Source organism: Terriglobia bacterium, from assembly GCA_035712365.1.
In the GTDB taxonomy this organism is placed as follows: domain Bacteria; phylum Acidobacteriota; class Terriglobia; order UBA7540; family UBA7540; genus SCRD01.
In genome coordinates, this window is record DASTAW010000030.1 from 1 (window position 1) to 25,640 (window position 25,640).

Below are 25,640 nucleotides of genomic sequence, written 5' to 3' on the forward strand. Positions count from 1 at the left end.
AGCCACGCAGGCCACCGGCTGAGACCCTACGAAGGCCCCATGCCTCGGCCGGAATCGGAAAAGCTCCAAAACATCCTCAACACCTCCTGTAATCGGTAAATTACGTCGCCGCCAAGCCAGTTGCCACACAGACTCTAAAGCGCCACGGCGTTAAGTGCCAGCTCGTTCGCATCTCGGGTGGCGGACATATGTTCGACAATGCTGGAATGGGCGATCCGCATGTAAGCGCGGCCTTCGACCGCGTCATGGCGTTCCTGAAGGAAAACCTAAGTAAGTAACACCACTGAGAGCTTGGTAAGTGATCGGCATCGTGAGGTGACCGGATTTTGGTACCTTCGATAAGGACGAGGGCTGATGAGGAAAGATTTATCCCGACGCGATTTTCTTACTACTGCAAGTAGCCTTGCAACTGTAGCGTGTACAAGTTCTAGTTCGTTTGCCAAGGGCCCAGCGCCGGGCCCCCGCACCCTGCGGCTCGGGGGTCCTATTTTTCTGAAATCGGATGACCCTGCTGAGCTTGCCGAGGAGCATCGGCGGCTGGGGTATCGTGCCGCCTACGCTCCCGAGGTTGGAATAAATGACGCGAACAGGATTAAAGCGATTCTCAAAGAATTTGCTGCCCGCGATGTGGCACTTGCAGAGGTTGGGGCATGGGTTAACATGCTCGATCCCGATCCAGGGAAGCGGCGCCACAACCTTTCGTACGTGCAAGAGCGGCTGGCGCTGGCGGAAATGCTGGGCGCCCGATGTTGCGTTGACATTGCGGGTTCTTTCAATCCCAGTCAGTGGGACGGTCCCGATCCAGGAAACATCACTGACGAGTTCATCGATGCCACGGTGGAGAATTGCCGGCATGTCATCGACTCCGTTAAACCCACTCGCACCAGATTTTCAATCGAAATGATGCCTTTCACTTTCCCCACCGGACCGGATGACTACTTAAGGCTGATCCGGCAAGTGGACCGGAAAGGCTTCGCGGTCCATCTGGACGTATGCAACGTTATCAATAGCCCGGACCGAATGTACCGCAACAACGCGGTCATCGAGGAGTGCTTCCGCAAGCTTGGCCCCTGGATTGTTTCCTGCCACGCCAAAGACCTGGACTGGAAACGCTATTCCCAGGTGTGCTTGCTCGAAGTTGTTCCGGGCCGCGGGAAGATTGATTACCATGCCTATCTGCGGGGCATTTCGAGGCTTGCCGTCGACGCCCCGCTCATGCTTGAGCACTTGAAGGCGCCCGAAGAATACGACGAGGGTCGGCGATATATTCAGAGAGTTGCCCGAGATATGGGTCTTTCCTTCGGCCCTGAAGGTACCTGAATCGGCCATTTCGGAGCAGGACGGATCCGAGTTCAGCAGGCGAGTGGTCACTCATCCGGGGACAGGCTTCATCCCGTGAAATTATGGAGGCACTTGGTAAGGATAAACCGCGGCTCTGCTGACGGCATGAATTCGCGTGTGAGTTCGTTCAGCTCACAGTACAGTTTCTCGCTCAACTTGAACAGTGTTCCGCCGAGGACAATTCCTCTGAAAATCTTGAATCGATCCAAACCGATCTTTAAATGGATTGTTTGTGCCGTGAGGTCATTACGGATCGGCTTTGCATTTACACGACTCTATGAGTCCCCAAGGGAGGTTCAATAGCACCGATTGTGCTTTTGAAGTTCGCAATCAAATTGCCTCGGCGAACAACTCCCTGACAGTCTTCTAAGCCAATAGCTTTAGAATAAACGCATTGGAAGGATAACTCGCGCCCGGTGCTCGGACAGCCGGTGATCTTAGATTGGATCAGTATCGATGTCCGTGAGGTGAACTTGAGATAATATTCTTTTATTGTCAATATCATTTATTTTTATTTGACAGCATGAGGCGAACGGATTACTCTTTTCTCATTTGAAACGATTCACCGCGCCACATCTTGTGCTTTGTCGAGGTTTTTCGGACAGCCGCCAGACGGTGCGCCAGCGGTATGGCGCCTGAGCTCAGTGGCTGCAGGGGCGAGTGAGTTGATCGTCCGATGTGCCAGTGCAGGAACCGCTTTCAATTGACTCGTGAACTAATTGCGGCCGATTGAGGAGGCAAGTTATGAGCTTGCGACTATGCAGGTTGGCAGGGTTGTGGCTGATTTCACTGCTGGTCATATCGACTTGGAGTTGGAGTCAGAGTCTCAATTCGTCGATTGGCGGCGTTATTAAAGATCCCTCTGGTGCGACGATTCCCAATGCTGAATGCACACTCACCTCCGTGCAAACCAACTCAGTCGCGAAGTTTAAGTCAGGCTCAAGCGGGCTCTACCAGTTCGCTAACATTGGTGTAGGCGTGTACGTTCTGCAGGTGTCGGCTAGCGGGTTTCGGACTTACATCCAAAGAGGAATCATTGTAAATGTCAATGAAAAATTGACTCTTGACGTAACGCTGCAAGTTGGGGAGGCAAGACAACAAATAGAGGTCACGGGCGCAGCAGCCCCCATAAACACCGTAAACGGCACACATTCAGGCACTATCACGCCGCAGGTTTTGTCGAACCTTCCGCTCGTAGTCTCCGGGAATTCTCGCTCTGCGGCGTCGTTCATCGTACTAATGCCCGGCGTAAATACGGGCGGGGGTGGCAATCCCTTTGAGGCGCGGATCAACGGTGGCCTGAAGATGGGCAGCGAAGCCACACTGGATGGCGCCTCGGTGCAGGAAGGCTTAATGAGCCAGAGCGGGATGGTCGCCATCGACAACGATTACCCCATATCCCCGGAGGCTATCAGCGAAGTTAACGTCGTCACCTCGAATTACTCACCGCAATACGGGTCAACTACCGATGGAGTAATTAACCTGGTTACTAAAGCAGGGACAGATCACTTCCACGGGGACCTGCGTGAATTTATGGACAATACATCGCTGAACGCGCGTCAATGGGGCGCCCCCGAACGGCCAAAAGATATCGAGAACCAGTACGGCGGCAGCCTTGGCGGTCCGGCAAAGCTTCCTATATTGTGGTCGGGAAGGAACAAGACATACTTTTTCTTCAATTATGAACGCTGGACTGTCCGAGGGGGGAGCCGTTTTCCTGTACTGAGTATCCCCTCGATGAAAGAACGGCAGGGCGACTTCACTGATTGGCGCGATGCCAACGGAAATCTGATTCCGGTTTACGACCCGGACACGACTCGCGCCAACCCTAACTACGATCCCAACTCGGCAGTTGGGCCAAACAATTTGCCTTACCTCCGTGATCAGTTTATGGGGTGTGATGGAAACACTCCGAATGTGATCTGCCCGACCGATCCCCGCGTGCAAAGCTCGCTGGCCAGCGCATGGTTCAAATATCTTCCCACTCCCACCTTTTCGGGCCCGCTGAATAACTACGTTTCCCCGGTTCCGATCGCCGACATCAGCGGCGCGGGAGTTGACCATCGAACCATGATCGATGCTCGTATAGACGACTACCTGGGGAGCAAAGATCACTTTAACGTTGCCCTCCATTACCACAACACCGTTTTTGCAAATGTAACCAATTTGCCGGCTCAGATCAGTTCCGACGCCTATCTTCTTCCCGATGGCGGCGAAATCGGCCCCTGGTCCAATCGCTTCGGGTGGGACCATACCTTTACACCGAATCTGTTGAATTCCTTTCATTATGGTTACATGGACATGAGGGGCAGTGAAATCGCCGTTGATGCCTCTTACGCTGACCAATTGCCGCAAATTCCCGGCGTCGCTTCCCACGCCCAGCCGCCGTCCATTTCCTTCGGAAGCGGCTTTGAGACTATGGGTCTCTACGATCACCATCACGAAGACCGCCCAACCAACGTCTTCAACGACACGATGACCTGGATTCACGGCCGCCACACTTTCGTTTTCGGCGGAGAGTATCGGTCATTGACGAACAATCAATTGAATGATTTTGACGCCTCAGGGAATTTCTCCTTCGCAAGCATCACAACAGGGCTGCTTGGCGTGAACAGCGGCAACCCGATTGCGAGTTTCCTGTTGGGTGAAGTGGACAATGGCAGCGCAGCTTTTAATGTTGTGCAATCGACTTATGCCCGTGGAAAGTACTACTCACTTTTCGCCGGAGATACCTGGAAGTTAACTGACAAGCTCAGTTTGGACTACGGCGTGCGCTGGGACGTAGGAACGCCGGCCAGTGAAAAGCATAACCACTTGTCTTTCTTAGACCCGCTGGGGGCAAATCCTGGCGCTGGCAACCGTCCCGGTCGCCTGGCCTTTGCAGGGACTGGCGACGGCACAATAAATTATGGCAGCGCAGGCTACGGAAAGCCGTTTCCTGAAGACACATGGTACGGAGGATTTGGGCCGCGGTTGGGTTTTGCCTATGCATTGAGGCAAGGTACAGTCGTGCGAGGTGGATATGGCATCTTCTTGAACCAGGCGTATTATCCCGGCTGGGGCGGGGGTATCGCGCTCGATGGGTTCAATTCTACGCCGGGATTTTCCAGCACGAATGGAGGTTTGACTCCCGCATTCCTTCTTCAGCAAGGCCTGCCCCAGAACTTTCAGCCGCCGCCTTTCATCGACAGTTCATTTCTTAACGGCCAGGACGGTCCACTCTATCGCCCAGTTTCGGCAAACCATCGCGCGTATGCCCAACAGTGGAACTTTACAATCGAACACCAGTTTACCAACAATTCTTATGTGAGCCTGGCCTATGTGGCCAACAAGGGGACGCACCTGCCGTCGAGCGAGACGCCGCTTAACGCTCTAAATCCGAGCCTGCTCTCGATGGGGCAGTCGCTGTTTGATGAATTTCAGCCGGGACAGACTAGTCTGGATGGCGTGTCCGTTCCGTATAGTGGCTGGGCTGATCAGATGCAAAGCTGCGCGCCCTCCGTCGCCCAGGCGCTCACACCGTATCCTCAATATTGCGGCGGTCTCCAGGGTCTTAACGAGAACGCCGGCACGTCAATTTACCACTCCTTCCAGGTGAAGGCGGAACACCGTTTGTCGAGCGGGCTCTGGTTCCTGACCTCATATACCCTCTCGAAGTTGCTAACGACTTCCGATACCGTTCAGACCACCTCTCTTCAAGGGGGCATCCAGGGAGTCATCTCGCCTTACCAGCGGGATCGGAACAAGGTGCTTTCAGAGAACGACACTCCAAATATTCTTGCCGTTTCCCTCATATACGACCTTCCTTTTGGTCAGGGGAAGCGCTTTTTGAACGCGAGCGGGGCAGCAAATAAGGTCATAGGTGGCTGGCAATTTGTGACTCTCTTCCGAATCTCTTCGGGTCAGCCGTACTATTTCCGCTCTAGTCAATGCAACGTTCCCAGCCAGTTTCAGGCCGCGTGTATTCCGGCGGTGCTTCCGGGCGCTAACCCCTTCCTGCAGGATCCGGCCCATTTCAACCCGGACAAGGGGCCATTGTTCGACCAGGCTGCTTTCGAGAACCCGGCAAATTTCAATTTTTACCTTGGCCAGGGGCCACGCATCTCAAACCTGCGAGGTCCGGGTTACCATAATCAGGACATCAGTCTGGTGAAGAATACAAAAATAACAGAGCAGGTTGGATTACAGTTCCGAGCTTCTTTCTTTAACGCTTGGAATTGGCACATTTTCAACTGCACTACCCGATGTTTCGGAGACACTGCCTTTGACACGGACGTTGCGAGCCCGGCTTTCGGGCAGTGGGATGGTAGTGTGAGCGATCCCCGTCGCATCCAATTCGCAATGCAACTATTGTTCTGAGTGTCGGGGCTGATCAAGGAGGATCCTCCTCTCAGCGAGGGGGATCCTCCGTACCAGAAAAGCTCCAAGGCAGTACGCTTCCTCGCCTGCAGCACAGAGATGCACTGATCGGCAAAGCTTTAGATATTCAATATGGCAGGTCATTATCCTATTTGGATTACTCTGATCGGAGCGCGGACGAGCAGGCATGGATTGAGGGGGATAATCTCGAGGATGATGAAGCGCGTGCAAGCCGTAGCCAACTTAAGACTGCCAGGTAGCCATTTCTGCGTGAATATAACATTATGTCTTCTGCTGTTGCTGTCTGTTCACATGGAGCTAGGGGCGGCAGACTGGCCAACTTTTGGCCATGATCCGCAGCGGACTGGCTCGGCTTCCGGCGAGGATTCTATAACGTCTCAAAACGTGACCAAGCTTCAACTAAAGTGGTCTGCTCAGGTTGATAACCCTCCGCTTGCTCTGAACGCCCTGACGGCCCCGGTTGTAGCCAGCCATATCGTTACTCCCCAGGGGATAAAGGATCTGGTTTACGTGGCGGGAAGTTCAGACCACTTCTTCGCGCTGGATGCCGATTCGGGGAAAGTGGTCTGGCAACGGACGTTTGAGTCTGCTGTCACTTCAAAGGATGAGCCGTTCTATCTGTGTCCTGATGCCGTCAATGCAACACCCACAATTGATGTTGAACGAAACATCATTTACACCATCGCCCAGGACGGAAAATTATACGGTCTCGACTTAGGCAGTGGGGAAATCAGGTTCGGCCCCTATCAATTTGTTCCGGCCTTTGCCAAGCCTTGGAGCCTGAATTTTGAAGACGGGTTTGTTTATACCGCGACATCCCAGGGATGCGGCGGCGACCGGTCCGGAGTTTACTCCATGGACGTGCGCAATACGATGAGCCACGTCACTCATGAATTGCTTGTGGAAGCCGGGTATGGGGCGGGAATGTGGGGCAGAGGTGGTCCACTGATTGGCAAAAATGGCCGGATAATTCTCAGTACCGGCGACGGGAAGGTTGATCCTTCCGCTGGCGACTATGGCAGCAGTTTCATCGCAGCCTCCACGCGAAACCTGCACTTGCTTGACTACTATACTCCGTTGGACTGGAAGCTGATCAATCAGGATGACCTGGATATGGATTCCGGCGGGTACGCCTGGTTCGCTTATAAAGACTACAATCTTGTGGTGGGAGGGGGCAAACAAGCGGTTGTTTACCTTCTGAACGCCGATTCCCTGGGCAGCAAGGATCATCAAACGCCGTTATTCATCACTCCACCTCTTGGAAATGATGCCAGGGCTTTGGAGCAAAAAGGATTCTGGGGCGCGCCTGCAGTATGGAAAGATGAAACAGGCCAGCCATGGGTTTACGTCACACTCTGGGGAGAAATCTCAAAGGAAGCTCCCAAATTCCCGCTTACAAACGGACCAGTTCCTCACGGCTGCATTATGGCCTTCAAGGTGACGGTCAGCAAGACTTCAGGGAAGCCCGACCTGGAGCCTGCCTGGGTTTCTCCAGACTTTAATCTGCCGGACCCGCCGGTTGTTGCTAATGGGGTTCTCTTTGGTCTGGCCACGGGAGAAAATCCGAGACAGACCCACACCATGGGGATGATCCATTTTAAGAGCGTTGAAGAATGGAAGCACAACCTCTTGACAACTGCGCAGCGTTCGCAAGGGACGCATGCAGCCGTCTTGTATGCCCTCGATGCAAGAACGGGCAAGATGCTTTACCAGAGTGGGGGTTCCATGAAAAGCTGGGTTCATTTTAGCGGACTGGCAGTTGCTGACGGCAAAGTTTACGCAGTCGACCATGACTCAAATGTCTATTGCTTTGGACTACAGAAAGAAGAGAAGTGATCTCTCTCATTCCAACGTCAGACCCCTTGGCGAATTAGCGGCGTGTTCCCTCTCGTCTGCTTCCGGGTGTAGCATGCTTTGTCCAATGCTGCATTGGCTTTTCAGGGTGTTCACCGATATGACCACGAAATTCCATCGCTTTGTCATTGAAACAAGGGTATGGACGGCGATCGTTTCGGTTTTGGGCTTGTCGGCCATTGTCCTGTTCTGTCACGTCGCCCAGGGAGCTCCACCCGGCGCTGATGTGCGTGTTCTGATTGTGACCGGCGGGCACGACTTTAACGAAGCAGGCTTCTTTGGAATGTTCCGCGAAATGAAAGGAGTGGCCTTCGCCCATATTGCCTATGGGCAGGGTGCTGAGGAGAAGTTGAATCCGAAAGGTGCGAAAGATTACGACGCGATCGTGTTCTATGACATGCATCAGAAACGAGACCCACAATGGAAAGGCATTGAGCAGCTACTCGGCGAAGGAAAAGGTATGGTGTTCCTCCACCATTCGCTTTGGTCCTATGATGGCACCTGGCGCGAATACCGGCGTATTTTAGGGGGCCGGGCGTCATCGAAGGAGAAAGTAGTGCCGGGACCTGCTGCCACGTCGACCTATAAAGACAATCAGCATACCCATGTTCACGTGGCTGACCCGTCTAGCCCCGTCACCCGAGGTCTTCGCGATTTCGACATCGTCGACGAAGCCTACAATCATTATTGGGTTGATCCCAAAGTGCACGTCCTGTTGACCACAGACAACCCTGCAAGTGAGAAGGTGATAGCCTGGAGTCATCGTTACAAGAAATCTCGGATTGTCTATGTAGAACTTGGTCACGGTCCATCCGCGTATGAGAACAGCAATTACAGCACTTTTGTCAGGCAGGCGATCTTCTGGGTTGCAAGGAAGGCATTTTAACCGCAAGTTCCGCAAGCCGGAAAATAGACGGGTCGAATCCAACTTGCGCGAGTGAAAGTCCGCGCGTGCCAGGTTGGCCGAAAAGAGTTGCTGGACCAAATCAACTTTAGGGCAAGCACATGCGCGCTGGAGGAAGCTTGTTGTGTCTTCCAAACGCAGTCCCCGGAGTGCAGCAGCGACTAGATCTGGCAATCTCACTGTCGTGGGGCGAGCGGAGATAACATCAAGGGGATATTGATCGGAAATGCTTCAATTCCACGGCTTCAAAATGGCAGGTGAAAGGAACCAGATGCTCCCCAATCACACTTTACGCTCCCTTTGGCCTCGGGCACGGCGGATGGTTTACTCGCTCGGAATTGTCGTGGCGGGGGCCGTGTTGGTTATTGTGCCAGCTTCGCAAATGCTCAGGTCCAGCCAAGAAGGTTCCGTGCAGGATTGGAGATGGGTTGGGGGTGATGCGGGAGGGATGAAATACTCGCCGCTGACGAAGATTAACAAGAAGAATGTAGGAGAACTGAAGGTCGCCTGGATTTACGACACAAAAGACTTCAGTGACGGCACCGTCTATCCCACGCGATCGGGCTTTGAAGCGACTCCATTGGTTGTCAACGGCGCCATGTACATTACAACGCCATTCTGCCGTCTGATTGCTCTCGACCCAGAGACTGGAAGAAAACTGTGGGATTTCGATTCGCAGATCGACAAGACAATGCGAGTCAATCTCTTTGTGAACCGAGGCGCGGCTTATTGGAGCGACGGGAACAGGAAGAGGATCTTTCTTGCCGACTTGCAGGGGCGACTTTTCGCACTGGACGCGCTCAGCGGGAAGCTGGCGGCGGAATTTGGTGACAAAGGAGTATTAAACCTGAGGCAAGGAATGGCAGACAAATTTCCCAGGAGGGCATACGGTCTGACCTCGCCGGTCGCGGTTTGCAGAAACGTAGCGATTGCCGGAAGCTGGGTTAGTGATAGCGAGCCGCGAGGTCCAAATGGCGACGTGCGGGGGTTCGATGCTCGCACCGGGAGGCTTCTATGGCGCTTTCACACCGTGCCACAACCCGGCGAACAAGGCAACGATACCTGGGGAGGTGAATCCTGGAGGGGCAGAGGTGGCACAAACGTCTGGTCAACCATGAGCGTCGACGAAAACGAGGGGCTGGTGTTTCTCCCTTTGACGTCTCCTTCGGGCGACTTATATGGCGGTGATCGGAAAGGTAAAAACCTGTTTGGTGACAGCTTGGCCGCCTTGGATTGCCAGACGGGAAAGATGCGGTGGCAGTTCCAGACCATTCATCACGATCTCTGGGATTACGATTTGCCGGCGCAGCCCACCCTGGTGACAGTTCGACGAAATGGCCGTGAGGTCCCGGCGGTTGCACAGGTGACCAAAACAGGGTTCGTGTTCCTGTTCAATCGGTTAACGGGTGAGCCGTTGTTCAAAGTGGAGGAGCGGCCGGTACCGAAGAGTCAAATTCCCGGCGAAGCCAGTTGGCCAACCCAGCCGTTCCCAGTTGCCCCGCCGCCCTATGCCCGGCAGTCGATGACTCGTGATGAGATTACGAGCGTGACGCCGGAATCGCGGAGGGAATGTCTGGCAATGCTAAAGGGCGCGATTGTGGATGGGCCCATGTTCCGTCCTATCGGCGAGAAGCCAACGGTCTTGTTTCCTGGGTTGAATGGAGGAACCGATTGGGGCGGCGCCTCGGTTGATCCCGCAACCGATGTGCTATACGTCAACTCCATGGATGTTGGCGGCCTTTTCCAGATTGTCAAACGGCCACCGGGATCCACGGTTCCATACCGAGCCCGTTCGGTCAAATACGAGTTCTTCTGGGATGCCAATGCCTATCCATGCCAGAAACCGCCCTGGGGATCGCTAACGGCGATTGACCTGAACACGGGTAAATTTCGCTGGCGCGTGACCTTGGGAGAATTTGACGGACTGAAGGCTCGCGGGATTCCCCAAACGGGGACACCCAACATTGGCGGTTCCATCGTGACCGCGGGCGGTATCGTTTTTATTGGCGCGACCAACGATCGCCGTTTCCGGGCATTCGATAAAGACACAGGGAAGCTCTTGTGGGAGGCGAAACTGCCCGCCAGCGGAATGGCCACGCCGATGACGTTCATCGGCGAAAAAACCGGAAAACAATTTGTTGTGATCGCTGCAGGAGGAGGCAACAAATACGATAAAAAGTTCACGGGCAAGCTGGTGGCCTTTTCGTTGCCTTAAGTTAGTCGGCGTTGGAACCAACTCCAAATTGGATGAGGAAGGCTGACTTGACAAAGGCTGGATTGGGAATTGTTGTACTGGCTCTCGGCTTATCCGCTCCAGCAGGCAGGCCGAACAGCGATATGAAGGCGCAGCCGGAGAAGCCCGCCGTCGCTGTCCAACCACAACCCATATCTTTCAGCCATAAAAAACACGCATTCATTTTATGTTCCAATTGTCACAGTGGGGCAACCCAAAGGGAACAGGCTGGTTTTCCAGACACTGCCCTTTGCATGATGTGCCATGCGACGATCAAGACTGAGTCGAAACAGATCCAGGCCTTAAGCGAATATTACCCGGGCGGGAGAAAAGTGAAATGGGTCCGGATCTACACACTTCCGGATTTCGTGTTTTTCAGTCACGCGACTCACCACCAGGCAGGGATAACGTGCGTAGATTGCCATGGGCCTGTGAGCACACGTGATGTGCTGGCTAAGGAGAAATCAGTGGACATGGTCACCTGTATGAAGTGCCATGTGGCGAAGAAGGCCTCAACCGACTGCGCCTTGTGCCACGTGCTTGGACACTAGAAGTCATTTCAAAACCCCATGGAACCTATTGAAATGCTTGACCAGACGCGAGCAATTCCAAACTAGGGAGTAGACGTTCGGATTAAGTCTTTTATTTTCAGTACAGGCATGCCTCGTGGCTCCTCCAAATTGGGAATGGTCATGCCAACTAACCTCAGTTCAATGGACTTCAGGGGGTTTTGAAATGACTTCTAGGAAACCAGGTAGTGTTGAGTTTGGATCCAAACTGCAGCTCACAAAGGCAGGCTCAGTACGGCTCTCTGTTCGAAGCAGTTGATTTCAGTTTCTGGAAACTCCGGAGCGACGCCTCGGCTTTGTCTTTTTCACCGAGCCGCTGATAAACCTGGCCTAGAACATAATAGGGGTCCGCGTAAGACGGATTGGATTGAACAGCTTCTTGCAGTTCTTTGAGGGACTCCTCGTACTTGCCCTGCCTCTCTAAAATTAGGCCAAGCTGGAAGTGGGCGTTGGGAAACTTTGGATCAATCCGAAGGGCCTTCACGATGGATTTCCGGGCGTCGTCCAGACGATCCAGCCTGACCAGCAACGCTCCCAAATTCAAAGGTGGCCAAGGCGAGGGTGATGGGCTCTTCTCATCGAGCCTTATTGCGCTTTGGTAGGCGCCGATGGCTTTGTCGTATTGTCCCAGACCTTCATAGCACAAACCCAGGTTTCCATAGGCCTTGGTGAAAGACGAGTCAAGCTGAATTGCCCGGAGCGCCTCATCCACCGCCTGGTTGAAGCGCATGGCGTCGTAATCCAGGCGCGAGAGCCAATAAGGGTAGAGTGCATTATGAGGGTCCGATCGAGCCATCGCTTCCAACTCTGGGCGCGCCCAGTCAGGATGGCCCAGTATGATGTACGCCATCGAAAGGGTGTATCGGCTCGGTGGATCAAGCGGCGTGATTGCCTCTGCTTTCTTGTATGCAATGGCGCTGTTTAGGTACTTGCCGTCCAGAAAAAAGACACCGCCGAGTATTCTGAGCGTCTCAGAAGAATGAGGGGAACGGTCGATTTCAGCAAGCAGCAGTTCTTCCGCATGGGAATACTTGTGCGCTCGAATGGCCTTAATAATTTCCTCCTGTTGCTGCGAAGCGAGGGTTGTTTTGGAGAGTTCCGCGGTCAGCCCTTCAGGGGAATGGCGGCTTTCTCTCTGGGCATGAAGAATACCGCAATTAGCCAGGATTACTATCAATAAGAGCATTCCAATACGGCTGCCGCGCACGACCGTGGTGGCGACGCCGCTTTCAAGATAAGAACTGCATCTGGTTCTTTCTGTTTTTGCCATATCTCTTCACATCTGAACTTTATAACCCCGGTTCCATCCGTCGCGCAGCGTTCCATTAAAGCTTGTGCATTGGGTAGATCCTCAGCACAGCACGCATGTGATTTACCGTACAACTTCGACAGTGCGCAAGAACATCTTGGCCGTGATATCTCGTTTGTTCTTGATGGTTGCAAATTTCTGCTCTTGCTCTTGCGCTCTCGGGTCGTGTCTTCTTTGGTAAAGGATCATAAGATTTAAATTGGCCAGATAATTGTCAGGGTCCCGCGCCAAAGCCGCGTGAAATGCATTCTCTGCCTGAAGATATTGCTTTTGATTCATACGAACCAGTCCCAGCTGCGTATAGGCCTCTGGATATTCTGGTTGTTCCTTTAGCGCCAACTCGAGCTCTTTTGATGCGGTGTCGAAGTCTCCCTGCAAATTCGCGATTCGCCCGAGAAAATAGCGTGCTCCGGCACGCGTTTGAGGAAACTCTTCGATAGATTTGAATTCTCTGGATGCCGAAACTAGGTCATGGCTTAAGAAGTAGGCGGCGCCCAGACCGAACCTCCCGCGCGGGTCATTGGGCCGCAGTTTGCAGAACTTCTCGAAATACGGGATTGCCTCGCGGGTGTCCTGGCGGTCCAGTATCACCGCGCCGAGCGCATAGTTGTAATACGGATCATCCGGTTTGAGCGACACGGCCCGTTTTAATGAGGTATAGGCCTCCTGACTCAGGTTTTCCTGAACACAAACCATGCCAAATAAGTAATGGACGGAACTATTTCCAGGTTCGAGATCACGGGCTCGTGCCAGAAATCCCAGCGCTGAAATATAGTCCTTCTGCTGGTCGGCGATTCTGCCCAGCTCGAGAAGCACATAGGTCGGGCGCGCCTCGCGCACAGCGACCTCTTCGAGAGTCCTGCGCGCCTCCGGTAAGCGTCCCTGCCTGGCGTACAGCTTGCCGAGTCTCTGGAGTGCAGCGGAAGATGCCAGTCCTCTAGCGGCAAGCCCACTGAGGAGCTGTGCTTCCAGGACTTCCTGGTGACGAGCCTCGAGGACCGCGAGAACAGGAGCAATGTCCGCTTCGGTGAGGTCGGAAGCCGTCATCAGTTCTGTAGAAGTGGCTTCTGCCTGTTTATCATTGCCAATTCCGGCGTAGTCGGCCACGGACAGCGCGAGCGCACGCTTTTGTTTTCGAATGGCACCCGGCAATCGGTCAATATGTCGCAGCGAATCCTGAAACCGGCCGTGACCCTCAAGCAACAGGGCCAATTGAAAGTTAGCTTCGGCGTTGCTCGGCTCAATTTTTAGCAAACTCTCGTAGGTGGCTACAGATTTCTCCCAGACCTCAGGATCCGTTGATAATTGCTCCTGGTAAAGATGTCCCAAATTAAGGTACCCACTTAAAAACTTCGGATCGAGTTCAATGGATTTCCTGAAATCCAATTCCGCAGCTGAGAAATGTTTCTGCTGCGCTTCGATGATCCCAAGAAGAGTCCGGAAACCCGCTACTGTAGGATACGTCTTAATGCATTCATCCAACTGAGCGCGCGCTTCTGCCAGATTTCCTTGTTGAACGAGCATCCAAATCTTCTGGAGTAGCGGGCCCGGTTGCTGATCTGCTCCACCCGGCGAAGCGTTAAGGAAACAGCTCGCTAACAGCATTGAAAGAATCAGCAAGCCGTGGAGGAGTTCCTTCCATGGCATTTTGTGATCCCGGGTCATGCCGTCTTCCATGGCCGCCATATCTGATGGGATATCATCTGTACAAATCATTTCGTTCATTCAGTCTGATCTCAGAAAGCCAATTGCGACTCCCAATCGGAATTCTCTCTCAGGCCGTGCTGGACTTCTTTTCAAAAACATAATGGGCAAGCCCCCGGCCTAAACCGGAGATGCGGGCACGCGAGCGGCGAGGGAGGGAATGATGATCTACTTCCGTTCAGGAGCCAGACTGTGCAATCGGCAAAAGTAACATGCGCTTATTCTCGAGTGAGGCTCCCTAGCGGTCGAACGTATTTTGTGTGACTTCCATAGTCTTCGACCGCAGAAATCCCATGGTCGACTCTCGCACCTTGAGCTGGGTCGGTAGCCGAATGGCGACAGGCGATTCAGAGGCCCCTTTAGTCTCGATCCTTTGTATCAAAAGTTCTGCCCCAGCATAGCCAATGGAGAAAGCTGGTTGGGCGACGGCTGTGAGATGTGGGTGAAAAACCTCAGTCAAAGGCAGATCATCAAAGGTCGCGATGGCAATGTCCTTCGGGCATTGGAGTTCTAATTCTTCAATGGCTCTCAATGTGCCAATTGCCATCAGGCTGTTTGAAGTGAACAATGCCGACGGGCGATCAGTCTGGAGAAGCAGTTTCCTGCCCAGCTGATAACCTGTTTGCTCTCGGAAGTTGCCTTCGCAGATTAGCTCTTGTTCGATTTTGATCCCCGCATCTTCAAGAGCATTCTTGTACCCTTGAAGGCGCTGACGGGCTGTTTCTAGAAACAAGGAGCCGGTAATGATTCCAATTCTGCGATGTCCTCGGGCGATAAGGTGCCTGATGCATTCCTGTGTTCCCGCAACGTTGTCCACCGTGACTGAGTCCACCTTCATCCCGGGCGGCAAGCGATCCAGGCACACTACGGGTAATCCTGAACCAATAGTATCTGCGATATGCTCGGGACGTTCGTCACTTGGAGCAACAACAAGAAGAACTCCGTCCACGCGTCGTGACCGGAGAACCGAGAGGACTTTTTTCTCTCGTTCGAAATGATCGTCAGTGTTGAAGGTCAAAAGAAGATAGTTCCGCTTTAGAGCAGCATCTTCCGCCCCCCGCACCATCTGTGAAAAGAAGGGATTGGTGATGTCTGAGACGATCATTCCGAGCATTTTTGTAGCCTTGAGTTTCAGGCTTCGGGCTACGTGATTCGGGTGGTACTCCAATTCCCTTATGGCTGTTGTAACACGCACTCGAACCGATTCACTGACTCGGGCGGTTCGATTCAGCACGTTGGAAACCGTGCCCACGGATACATTGGCTCTTCTAGCGACTTCTTTGAGTGTAGCCATTGTTCATGCGCTTGCGCTCTATGAGTCTCTTTAATTGGTGGATTTCATCCAGTAGATCTGAAACGATTCACTGCCCTTTCCCGCGGCAGCAGTTGGCTCCTGTTAACATACCCGAAAACACCAAGCCGTGCAATGATTCGGTTCATTCGACCGGATTCCCTTCGAGGTCTGTAACAAACCAGCTTACTACAACAGGCGTTGAATGGTTGATGATTTCTCTCCGCCGGCCGGCGGCACTTGGCCAGCAAAACAGACTTCTATACCCAAAATCATATCGTCAGATTCCGCGGGGTAGCCTGGAGGTCTTTACTGTTCCGATAGCCCAGCCGCCTGACGGGCAAAATCGTTTGAAGTAGGCTAGCTGATAAAAATGGTTTATGAAGGTGAAAAAGAATATTTATTGGACAGTCCGCCTGCTGAGAATTAGCATCGGGCCAGTTTGAAACGATTCATCTTGGGTTGGGCTCCTGGCAGCTATTAGCCTTATCGCTCCGCAGCTGTGGGTCGTTCTTGCGGGAGGACTTCGGCGGGATTACGCCGGGCAAGAACGCGATCATAACCTTTACTTCAGCGCGGACTCGCCGGGCGGACCCATTCGGGCTACCACTCGGGGGAAGAATCTCCGACACCCATTTCCATTATTATGGTTTGGGCGATTCTTTTCACGTCTCGACCACTTCAGATCGCGGAGGGTTTAACGATGAACCGGCGCGCCTTCATGAATTATCTCAGGGCTGGTGGGATTGGATCGCTGAGCACGGTTGCTGGTGCGCCGGATCTCTTCGGCGCACAGTCCACGCACCCCGTGAACACGCCACGCGCGAGGCTTGCGATACCACCCGATGATAGCAAGCCCGAATTCCGCCGCATCTCACTGGCTGATTACAACGATCATGTGTACGGTGCCTGGTTGGGCAAGATCGTGGGAGCTTTTTTCGGCATGCCGTTCGAGGGGAAGCCCGAAAATGTGGACCCAAGTCTCGACCGGTTCCTGAAGGACTATACATATGCTCCGATTGATGATGATTTTTATTATGAGATGGTGGCGATCTATGGATTCGAACGCTATGGAATCCATATGACGATTGAGCAGTTGGGGGAGATGTGGAAGGAGTACAAGGCGGGGGCGTGGGGATCAAGCGAACAGGCTCGGCTTGCCTTAGACAAAGGGATCAAGCCACCAAAGACGGGAGAACCCCGTTACAACAAGTGGTTCCACACAATCGGACCGCAGTTTTCATCCGGGACTTATGGCATGCTGGCTGCCGGCATGGTAAATCTGGCAGGCAAGGTGGCCCGATATTATTCCCACATCAATGGCTACGCTGAAGGATGCGATGGCGCGGTCTTTGTGGCGGCCTGTACAAGTGAGGCATTTTTTGAGACCGATGCGGAAAAGCTCGTACGCCAGGCCGCGCAGATCATCTCTCCCGAATCAAATTACCGCAAGGCCCTCGACCAGGTGCTGGCAGGTTACGCTCGGGGCGAAACCTGGCGCAAAATAGCCGTTGAGATTGAAAACCGCTGGCGCCCGGAATATCCGCAATTTAACAACGCCGTTGCCAATGGGGCACTGTGCGCGCTGGCCCTGCTTTATGGCAGAGGGGACTGGCTGAACTCCATCAATATAATTTCGGCTGCGGATGACTATACCGACGCCGACTGCAATAGCGATGTTGTAAGCTCGATTGTTGGGGCCATGCACGGATCGAAGGCGATTCCTGAGGGCCTCGTGAGAACTCTGAACAACCGGATCTACGGAACCGGGATGGGGCCGCTTAGGTTTGGCAGGGTGATTGATGAACGCATTTCTGACTTCGCCGCCAGAATTGGGGCCCTCGGGCGGACGTTGCTCGTGGCAAATGGAGCTCGAAGAGAAAACGACTACATGCTGGTTCCTCGGCACTCCGTACAGCGGCAACCTCTCGAATGGTTCGACATCAACGATTATGGTCAGCTATGGAACAGCGATTGGCGGCTGGCGCATGCCTCACGCGGAGGAGCCGGTGCGACCTATCTCGCGTGGGAGACGAACACGTTGGTAACCTTCCCGCGAGACACGCGGCCCTGCCGGTTGGAACGTGAAGTCCGCATACCAGCCGGATCTGCAAAACTGGATTTGAAAGTAGGATCAGTGTCGGGTCAGCCTTGGCGCTTGCAGGTCCTCGTCAACAACGATTCCGTAATGGCACAGGATATCGAGTCGGATTCCGCGAGCAAGGAGCCCCAATACCGCACCCTGGAAATCGACCTCCATAAATACGCCGGGCAAAGGGTCACGATTCGACTCTATCACTGGCTTCTCGATGACCGGCCAGCAGGGTCCGCCTATTGGAACAGCGCAGAAGTTCGCCCCAGTTAGGACAAGCTTGACTCTTCTGCGCCTGCACCAGCTTTTCCAACTTTCCGTCTTGTCCGTACGCCTCGACGGCTTCGAAGGTCTGGCCTTTCAGTCGGCTTGCTGGCGGAGAGGGTGGGATTCGAACCCACGTGCCCGCTTTTGGCAGGCAAGACGCTTTCGAGGCGCCCCCGTTATGACCACTTCGGTACCTCTCCGCAAAGCCTGATCCTGGCGATGGCGTCTAAAATTATTATTCTGGCATGATTCCGGCTGTTTTCAAATTCCCCGCCGGCCCGTTTTGCGGCGTTCGCGGAAGAACTGCTGAAGAATGGCCGAGCAATCTGTCTGGAGGATTCCGCTTTCCAACACGACCGCATGGTTCAGTTTCTCGCTGTTCAGCACTGGCAGGACCGAGCCGCAAGCGCCGGCTTTGGGGTCTATGGCTCCCACAACCAGCCTTTGAATACGGGCCTGGACGATGGCTCCAACACACATGACGCAAGGCTCGATTGTAACATACAGGGTGCATCCGGACAGGCGATAGTTCCCCAGCCTGCGGCCCGCGCGGCGCAGCGCCAGCACCTCCGCGTGCGCTGAGGGATCGCTCAGATGTATAGGACGATTATGAGCCCTCGCAATGATTTCTCCGATGCGGACAATCACGGCTCCAATCGGAACTTCGCCCTCGCGATAGCCGCGACGGGCCTGCCGCAGTGCCTCGCGCATGAACCGTTCGTCCAGATCTTGCAGATGCTCACCTTTCCGGGCGCGCATCCCTGTATCGTAGCACCTTTACACGTGGTATGATCTGCGCTGCAAGCGGGGAAGTCCAGAGATTACAAAGGCCTGCGAACGAGACCGGGCTCGCACTCTGTTCGTCTCCGGCTGCTTGTTCAGTGGCTGTATTTGCCGGGTTTTAAGTCGATCTACATCCGAAGGAGGAACTGTTCTCAATGGGCTCATTTAATCGACGCGATTTTCTCCGGACAGGCCTTGGAGCTTCTGCTGTTCTCATGGCAGCAGGCGTGGGCCTGGACTTATACGCCGACCCGTATGGAATTCCGGTTGGTTTGCAGCTTTACACGGTGCGGAAGCAGCTTGACGACGATTTTGCAGGGACCCTGCGCAAGGTGGCTTCCGTTGGTTACACGCAGGTGCAGTTTTCCGGCTTTCACAACCAGCCGGTCCCAAAGATCAAACAGCTTATCGACGAGATTGGGCTGAAGACCGCAGCCGGTCATTTTGACTATAAGCTGCTCCAGTCGAATCTGTCCCAAGTTACCGACGACGCGCATACGCTTGATATGAGTTATGTTGTGCTCTCGTCCGTCCCGGAAACTTACCGCCACTCGCTCGACAATTACAAACGCGCGGCCGAATTTTTCAACAAGACAGGCGAGGGGTGCAGGAAAGCAGGTCTTCATTTCGGATACCACAACCACAATCGCGACTTCGAGAAATTTGGCGATACCATCGCGTTTGATCTGATGCTGCAAAACACGGACCCGGCCTCCGTTTGTTTTGAGATGGATTGCTTCTGGGTCACGCGCGCCGGTTACGATCCTGTCGCTTACATGAACAAGTACCCGGGCCGCTTCCCGGTTCTGCACATCAAGGATGAAAGGAAGCACTATCCGCCAACCGTTTCTGGCCGCACGCCTTCCGAGGCCTTTGCGCCCGTTGGCAAGGGCATCATTGACTGGAAGCGGATTTTCAAGGCGGCGCCCAAGGGCGGCCTGAAGTATTACTTTGTCGAGCAGGACGAGACCGAACTCCCGGTCTTCGAAGCGATCAAAATCAGTTACGATTATCTTCACGCCCTCAAAGTTTAGGGCGTGGAAGGTGGTGGCATCCAATGCCGGTGAATATCCAGCGGGCCTATGACAAGCCGGGCGCCCGTGACGGCGTTCGCATCTTGGTGGACGGCCTGTGGCCCCGCGGAGTGAGCAAAGCTGATCTCAAAATCAGCGCCTGAGAAAAATCCATTTCGCCGTCCAGGGAACTGCGAAACAGGTATGGGCACGACCCTGAAAAGTGGCCGGAATTCCGCAAGCGCTATCGCAAGGGGCTCAAGGAACCGCCGCGCAAGGAAGTGCTCGACCGGCTCATTTCCATGGCGGGAAAGGGAACCCTCACGCTGGTCTTTGGCGCCCGCGACGCCGAACATTGCAATGCCGCGGTCATCGCCGAGGAGATCCGGGCAAAGCTGAAAGTTTGCTAAGCGAGCCCAGCAAGAAACGCGCATGCAGTGTATATTTCTGATCGTAACGCGGCCAGGCCGGGCTTCGTTGGACGCACATCCATGAAGCGAAACAAGGGCCTCTCGCTTCTTGAGATTGTAGACGCTACAAAGCAAGTGCCGGAGCCACCCGCCCTTGGACCAGCCGAGGAAGAGTTATCCCATCCCTATCTAAGTGGGCTTCATTTCACATTCGTCCAAGTCAGTCTCAGGCGGGCGCGAATCGATTAGTTCTTCACTGGGGCTGAACGGGCGGTTGCATGATTCTGAGCACTGGACGGCCCTGGACGCTCTCAAGTGGGAAGTAGACCAAATGAGTTTTTGGATCGACAGACACCGTGTGGGCGTGCGGCATGTTGAATTGGCCAAGCAGTTTCAGGTCGCGCTTGGACTCCTGAAACACACTGACAGTCCCCGATTCAGCAGATACATACAGGAGCCTCAAGGCTGGATCGAAGGCCAGAACGTCGGGGTCATCACCTACCTGGTGAATCGATAGCAGCTTCATCCTGCTCAAATCGAAGACGGCCAGCGAGTGGTTCTCCTCTCCCGCAATGAAGGCGAGACGATTTGCGACGTCCAGCGAAACACCGTGAGGGTTCTGGATGCCGGGTAGAGGATAACGGCCAACGATCTTCAACGTTGCCGTATCGATTGCCACGAGTTCGTTGATTCCGTGGACGGCCACGAAGATCCTGCCGGAGCCTGGGTCGTAGATGGTATTGCCGGCGCCGCCTCCAAGCGGAATCTTCGCGATCAGTTTGTTGGTATTGGCGTCAATTACCGCATCCACTCCGCCATGCTCGTCAGAGACAAAGACTCTTTTGGTGGTTGGCGAATACGCGAGGCCATCAGGATAGTTGATCGGCCCCACGGTTGCGATTGTCTTCAAAGTGGCCTCATCGACCACGGCCACCTGGTGGTTACCAGTCACAGAAGCGTAGACCCGTCCAATTTCGGGAACTGCAATGACGCCGTGTACTCGACTGAACCCGTCGAGGTTGGAGACGACCTGACGCTTTCTTATATCGAAGACCACGAGTTGATTGGCGTTCATGTGCGATATGTAAAGCCGGCCACGTTCCACATCGAGGCTTTGATAGTCGAAGCGGACTGCGGGTCCAGGCATGGGAATATCCGCGACTGTCGCGAGCACTTGATTACCCGCCGCTGCTTGTGACCGAACTGCGCTCGCGCTAAGGAGCAGCAGTGCGGCCGAAACCCTGTACATCCATTTCAGGTTAGGAATCTGACCGTTCATCGAGATCTCCTCATCGTATTGGAACCATTCGGGCCAGTCGTCAGAACTGCATCCTGGGTACCGATGCATTCCTCGCTGCGGAGATCGTTCAAAAGCTCAGGGAAGCGCCGACGTTGATGAGACGATTGGCTACAGGGTTCCCGACCTGGGCCGAGAATGGACCACTCGCAAGTGAGACAGACTGACCGAACAGTGGTGAGCCAAGAACATTGACCGGCGAGCCGAGGTTGACGTTGTTGAGTGCATTAAGGACAGACAGGCTTAGCGTGAGCGCGTAACGGCGCTCCGTTGCCCCTCCCAGGCTCGCGCCACCGCCATTGCTCAGCCCGCGGCCGCCAAGCCCTCGACTATCTCCTCCACGCCCTTCACGTCCTTCCGGTCCTGGTGCAGAATCTTCACCGCCGTGTTTCTCCCGGCCTTTACCGCCAAAGCCGAATGTGCGGCTGAGGCGGAAATTCAACATGAAGTTTGCTGGAGCTGTTTCGGTGTTTGGGGGGATTGGGGCATTCTCGGGCCCAGGGGCGATATTGAAGGCGCCGTACTTCGTTACGACAACATTGGCTGAGGGCGTCGAGGCCGTTGCCAGTGCCGGCCGGGCATCGTGAACGCCGGTGCCGTAGAGATCTTGCGGGAGCTGGATGCTGAACGGCTGCCCGGAGTTCGCCATCAGCATCGGACTCAAACGGATGCCCAACGGCATGGCCAGGCTGCCGGCAATTACCACGCGCTGACGAATGCCGAAGTAGGCGCGCCCGTAGTCCTCGGAAAGGTTCCAGGGGTTCGTCTGGAAGCTGAATTCTCCGGCGGGGCTGGTCTGCACGTTTAATCCCGAGTCGCTGTGGGCATCATCAAAGACATAGTAGCCGAAGAGCGAGATGCTGTGGGCATTCACGCGGATGTTGGCGATCAATTCCGTCTGCCGGTAAATACCAGGCGACCCGTAATCGTAAATATTTCCGGCCGGGTTGCCGAGGGGCCGCAAGCCGCTCGCAGGATTGTTGGGATCGAAGGTTCCCGGGAGAGGCGCGTTGATATTGTTGGTTACGAACTGGTGAACGCCGCGGGAATTCACATATGTGAACGAGACCGTTGTGCGGCGCGACAATTGACGTTCCAGGCTAACCGCCGTGTCCATGTCGTAAGGCAACAGTAAATTTGGGGCGATTCGAAAGATCGTAGGCGTTGGAGTTGCGACTGCGGTGAGGGCAGTAAGGGAAGGCACATCCGGGAAAAAGGCCGGATTGTTGACGATGTAGGTCCGTTGGTTTTGTCCGTTCAGGCGCCCTGCGATCATCATCGGGTCATCATCAAGATCCTCGTAGAAGATACCCCAGCCCGCTCGAAGCACTGTCTTCACATTCGAGCCATGGCCCAGGCCCCATGCAATTCCCACCCGAGGCGCCCAAAAGGGCTGGCCGCTGACATAATTTTCGGAGTCAAACCGCAGGCCATAACTCAGAGTGAAGTGCGGCCGGACATTCCAATCATCGTTGACGAAGAGCCACCCATTAACACGGTCGATGGAAGCCGGCAGGTTGCCCGCCGTGACGTTGAACTGGCTGGGACCGTAACCCCCAGTTTGAATCTGGCTCATCGTCAGGCCATTTTGCAGACCCCGCTGAGTCTTCTGATAGTCAGACAGCGAATTGAAAGTGAAAGTCCCGTTGAAGCCGCCATTGGTGGATTCGCTACGAGGCAGAACGAGCATTGTGCCCCCGAAGCGAACCAGATGGCGGCCCAGGGTCATGGTCGTATAGTTCTGGAAGGTGTAGTGGGTTTCGTAGCGGTTGAACGTGCCAGAGCTGTCACCGCCGCCCGTGAACGCTCCAAGAACGTTGATCGTGGGAGAAAAGTTTTGCGGCGTCTCTACGTTGTTGAAGTGGAGGTATTGGAAGCTCGTTTGATTGACGACTCGGGAACCTAAAACCTGAGTGTCGATGATCTGAAGATTGTGGTGATGGAACGACCGGTCGAAGGCCTGGGAGGGAAGCGACTGGGTGTCCACGCCGTCGTTGTGCTCTCCGATTTGAAAATAGCGGTAACTTATGCTGAGCGTATTGTTCGGACTGAGCTGGAAATCCGCCCGAGGGCTGAGGTTGGTCAGGACGCGAGGGTTGGGAACGGAAGCAACATAAGGCACGATATTCAGGCCGGGATCGAGCACAACCGTGTTCACCAGGCTGGCGCGGTTGATGTTGCGACGCTGGAAATCGAAGAAAAAGGACGCCTTCTTACCCAGCGGGCCGCCGAGATCTGCGTCCCAGAGCCAGGTGTGATACGAAGGAGGCTTTTCTTCAGAGGCAGCGAGAAACGGGCTGAGTGCATTCATACTGGAATCGTTGTATTCGCTCGAAACGTCTCCGTGGTAGGCGGCGCTTCCAGGTTTCGTTGTAATGTCAACGCGGCCATAACCGAACCGATTGTTTTCAGCCGAGAAAGGATTGCCATTGAAGCGAATCTCGCGAATGGCGGATTTGGGAGGCATATCGCCGCCGGTGAAGCCGTTAATGTAAATCTCGGCACCGCCGGGTCCGACCGAAGGGCCCGCCAGAGCGCCAATCTGGCTCTGGAACTCGTCCGGGTCGTTCGACAGCGCATTCAGGTTATTGCCAGAAACAGCCACGGCGCTGGCATTACTTTCGGGGGCAATTTGCAGGTGAGCGGCCTGGCCGCGAACCTCCACCTGCTGTGCCGGCAAGGCGATCGTCAGGTGTATATCGAGCGTGAGCGTTTGGCCCGCCGCCAACGGAAGGCTTTTGCTGGAGGGTGCAAACCCTTGAGCCGTGGCCGTGGCCGTATAGCGGCCTGGCACGAGCCCGCTAATCTTATAGAAGCCCTGCCCGTTCGAGGTTGTCACCCGCACCGGCCCATTCGGCTGGGCCATCACACGCACGGTTGCATGGGGTACGACGGCGCCTGAGGGATCAATCACCCGTACTTGCAGGCTAGCCAGGCCCTGCCCCCACAAAGCGCTCAACGGAGACAGCAGTATCCAGGTCAGCGAGAGAATTTTTGGTGTTTGAAAACGCCGGTACATCGTGGCGCGCCCCACATTCTACGGAGCAACTGCGGACTTCCAGGAAATCCAAAAGACTATTATAAACATCCGGCCAGAAAGTTACAGTGAAGATATCGGCCTGCGCTGCCCGCTGTGGTTCTCTTGCGGGTTGTGAAGGTTGGTGATATACATATAACGTCTGGATATGGATGATACTGATTCCATAAAAGGGGACAAAAACCCTTCCTGGCTGCTGTACATGTTCCAACTGCCGGCGCGAATGGCCAGCAAGCGCGTGAGTGTTTGGCGGAAGCTCCAGAAGTACGGAGCTCTGAGCTGGAAGAATTGCGCCTACATTTTGCCGCTGGATCCAACCAACCTTGAAAGGTTCCAGTGGCTTGCGGCCGAGGTACAGAAGTATCAAGGCGAGGCATCCGTGGTGGAAGTGCCGCTGATTCACGGGTACACACACAGGCAGGTAATGGTATTGTTTAACAACGCACGAGCCACCCAATATCAGAGCTTCATCCGGGATTCACGGCTTGCGTTGCGCGCGTCGGCAAGTCGAAGCCATGCGCAACAGCTCCTGGATTTCAGCAGGCTGAACCGCCGCATGAACGACTTAACCGCTATCGATTTTTTCGGTTGCGGCAAGAGGAGGGATGCTGAGCGATTAATCAAGGAACTTGAAATCCGCGCCAGCGGGAAAAGGCCGAACAGGCCAGGAAACAAAGCAAAGACTAAAGAATACAGGGCGCGCGTGTGGCAGACTCGACCGCGGCCTGAAGTAGACCGGGTCGGCTCCGCGTGGCTGATCCGCCACTTTATCGATCCCCGGGCCAAATTCGTTTTTGCACGCGATCCCGAAGCTTACCCTGGGGCTCTGAGATTCGACATGTTCGGAGGCGAATTCACCCACGCGGGTGACGACTGCACGTTTGAGGTGCTCATGAAGCATTTCAAGCTGCACGACCGGAGCCTGAAGCAAATTGGCCAACTGGTTCATGACGCTGATCTGAGGGACGGGAAGTTTGGGAGACCCGAAGGCATCGCAATCGAAATAATCACAAAGGGCTGGGGAAAGATGGATTTAAGTGATGAAGAGATCCTACACAGAGGTTTTGAACTCTTTGATGCTCTGTACTTAATGGCGGGAGCATAACGCCGGCGGCTGGTCCGAACACTCCGCAACAGGAACTCTAGAAAAGGAGGA

The 25,640-nt window shown here is 54.5% G+C and carries 14 protein-coding genes, 1 tRNA gene and 1 pseudogene; 9 read left to right on the forward strand and 7 right to left on the reverse strand.

Annotation, left to right across the window (positions count from 1 at the left end; all coding sequences use genetic code 11):
* Positions 1 to 354 precede the first annotated feature (354 nt).
* The 5 genes from VFQ24_08610 to VFQ24_08630 all read left to right on the forward strand — a co-directional run bounded on the left by VFQ24_08610 (position 355) and on the right by VFQ24_08630 (position 10,694).
* Positions 355 to 1,320, forward strand: coding sequence for a sugar phosphate isomerase/epimerase (locus VFQ24_08610; GenBank protein HET9178403.1), 966 nt, complete (start codon positions 355 to 357; stop codon positions 1,318 to 1,320).
* Positions 1,321 to 2,085: 765 nt separating this feature from the next.
* Entirely contained in the window at positions 2,086 to 5,700 is a 3,615-nt protein-coding gene (locus tag VFQ24_08615; protein HET9178404.1) for a carboxypeptidase regulatory-like domain-containing protein, read from the forward strand.
* A gap of 312 nt (positions 5,701 to 6,012) precedes the next feature.
* Complete coding sequence (locus VFQ24_08620; protein HET9178405.1) at positions 6,013 to 7,557, forward strand: PQQ-binding-like beta-propeller repeat protein; 1,545 nt, start codon at positions 6,013 to 6,015, stop codon at positions 7,555 to 7,557.
* A 118-nt stretch (positions 7,558 to 7,675) separates the two neighbouring features.
* Positions 7,676 to 8,461, forward strand: a complete 786-nt coding sequence (locus tag VFQ24_08625; protein ID HET9178406.1) for a ThuA domain-containing protein — start codon at positions 7,676 to 7,678, stop codon at positions 8,459 to 8,461.
* Between the two features lie 427 nt (positions 8,462 to 8,888).
* The gene (locus VFQ24_08630) at positions 8,889 to 10,694 is read left to right on the forward strand and encodes a pyrroloquinoline quinone-dependent dehydrogenase (GenBank protein ID HET9178407.1); all 1,806 of its coding nucleotides are present in this window, start codon (positions 8,889 to 8,891) and stop codon (positions 10,692 to 10,694) included.
* 816 nt (positions 10,695 to 11,510) lie between these two features.
* Here VFQ24_08630 and VFQ24_08635 read toward each other — a convergent pair.
* From VFQ24_08635 to VFQ24_08645, 3 genes are all read right to left on the reverse strand, one after another.
* Positions 11,511 to 12,551 carry a tetratricopeptide repeat protein gene (locus VFQ24_08635; protein ID HET9178408.1) on the reverse strand — a complete coding sequence of 347 codons (1,041 nt, stop codon included), beginning with the start codon at positions 12,549 to 12,551 and terminating at the stop codon, positions 11,511 to 11,513.
* A gap of 102 nt (positions 12,552 to 12,653) precedes the next feature.
* Positions 12,654 to 14,315 carry a tetratricopeptide repeat protein gene (locus tag VFQ24_08640; protein HET9178409.1) on the reverse strand — a complete coding sequence of 554 codons (1,662 nt, stop codon included), beginning with the start codon at positions 14,313 to 14,315 and terminating at the stop codon, positions 12,654 to 12,656.
* Between the two features lie 217 nt (positions 14,316 to 14,532).
* Entirely contained in the window at positions 14,533 to 15,588 is a 1,056-nt protein-coding gene (locus tag VFQ24_08645) for a LacI family DNA-binding transcriptional regulator (GenBank protein ID HET9178410.1), read from the reverse strand.
* A gap of 700 nt (positions 15,589 to 16,288) precedes the next feature.
* Between VFQ24_08645 and VFQ24_08650 the strand changes: the two genes are divergently transcribed.
* Positions 16,289 to 17,950 carry an ADP-ribosylglycohydrolase family protein gene (locus VFQ24_08650; GenBank protein HET9178411.1) on the forward strand — a complete coding sequence of 554 codons (1,662 nt, stop codon included), beginning with the start codon at positions 16,289 to 16,291 and terminating at the stop codon, positions 17,948 to 17,950.
* Between the two features lie 100 nt (positions 17,951 to 18,050).
* On the opposite strand, the gene VFQ24_08655 is transcribed toward VFQ24_08650, so the two are convergent.
* Positions 18,051 to 18,144 (reverse strand) — tRNA-Ser (locus tag VFQ24_08655).
* Between the two features lie 61 nt (positions 18,145 to 18,205).
* A complete protein-coding gene (gene tadA / locus VFQ24_08660) occupies positions 18,206 to 18,703 on the reverse strand; it encodes a tRNA adenosine(34) deaminase TadA (protein ID HET9178412.1) in 498 nt (165 codons plus the stop codon).
* 239 nt (positions 18,704 to 18,942) lie between these two features.
* On the opposite strand from tadA, the gene VFQ24_08665 reads away from it, so the two are divergent.
* Positions 18,943 to 19,761 carry a sugar phosphate isomerase/epimerase gene (locus tag VFQ24_08665; protein ID HET9178413.1) on the forward strand — a complete coding sequence of 273 codons (819 nt, stop codon included), beginning with the start codon at positions 18,943 to 18,945 and terminating at the stop codon, positions 19,759 to 19,761.
* A gap of 23 nt (positions 19,762 to 19,784) precedes the next feature.
* Positions 19,785 to 20,150 (forward strand): annotated as a pseudogene (locus VFQ24_08670) (DUF488 family protein).
* 253 nt (positions 20,151 to 20,403) lie between these two features.
* On the opposite strand, the gene VFQ24_08675 reads toward VFQ24_08670, so the two are convergent.
* Positions 20,404 to 21,429, reverse strand: coding sequence for a YncE family protein (locus tag VFQ24_08675; GenBank protein HET9178414.1), 1,026 nt, complete (start codon positions 21,427 to 21,429; stop codon positions 20,404 to 20,406).
* An 88-nt stretch (positions 21,430 to 21,517) separates the two neighbouring features.
* Positions 21,518 to 24,466 (reverse strand): TonB-dependent receptor, encoded by a 2,949-nt coding sequence (locus tag VFQ24_08680; GenBank protein ID HET9178415.1) that lies wholly within the window; start codon positions 24,464 to 24,466, stop codon positions 21,518 to 21,520.
* 220 nt (positions 24,467 to 24,686) lie between these two features.
* On the opposite strand from VFQ24_08680, the gene VFQ24_08685 reads away from it, so the two are divergent.
* The gene (locus tag VFQ24_08685; GenBank protein ID HET9178416.1) at positions 24,687 to 25,589 is read left to right on the forward strand and encodes a chromate resistance protein ChrB domain-containing protein; all 903 of its coding nucleotides are present in this window, start codon (positions 24,687 to 24,689) and stop codon (positions 25,587 to 25,589) included.
* Positions 25,590 to 25,640: the final 51 nt, after the last annotated feature.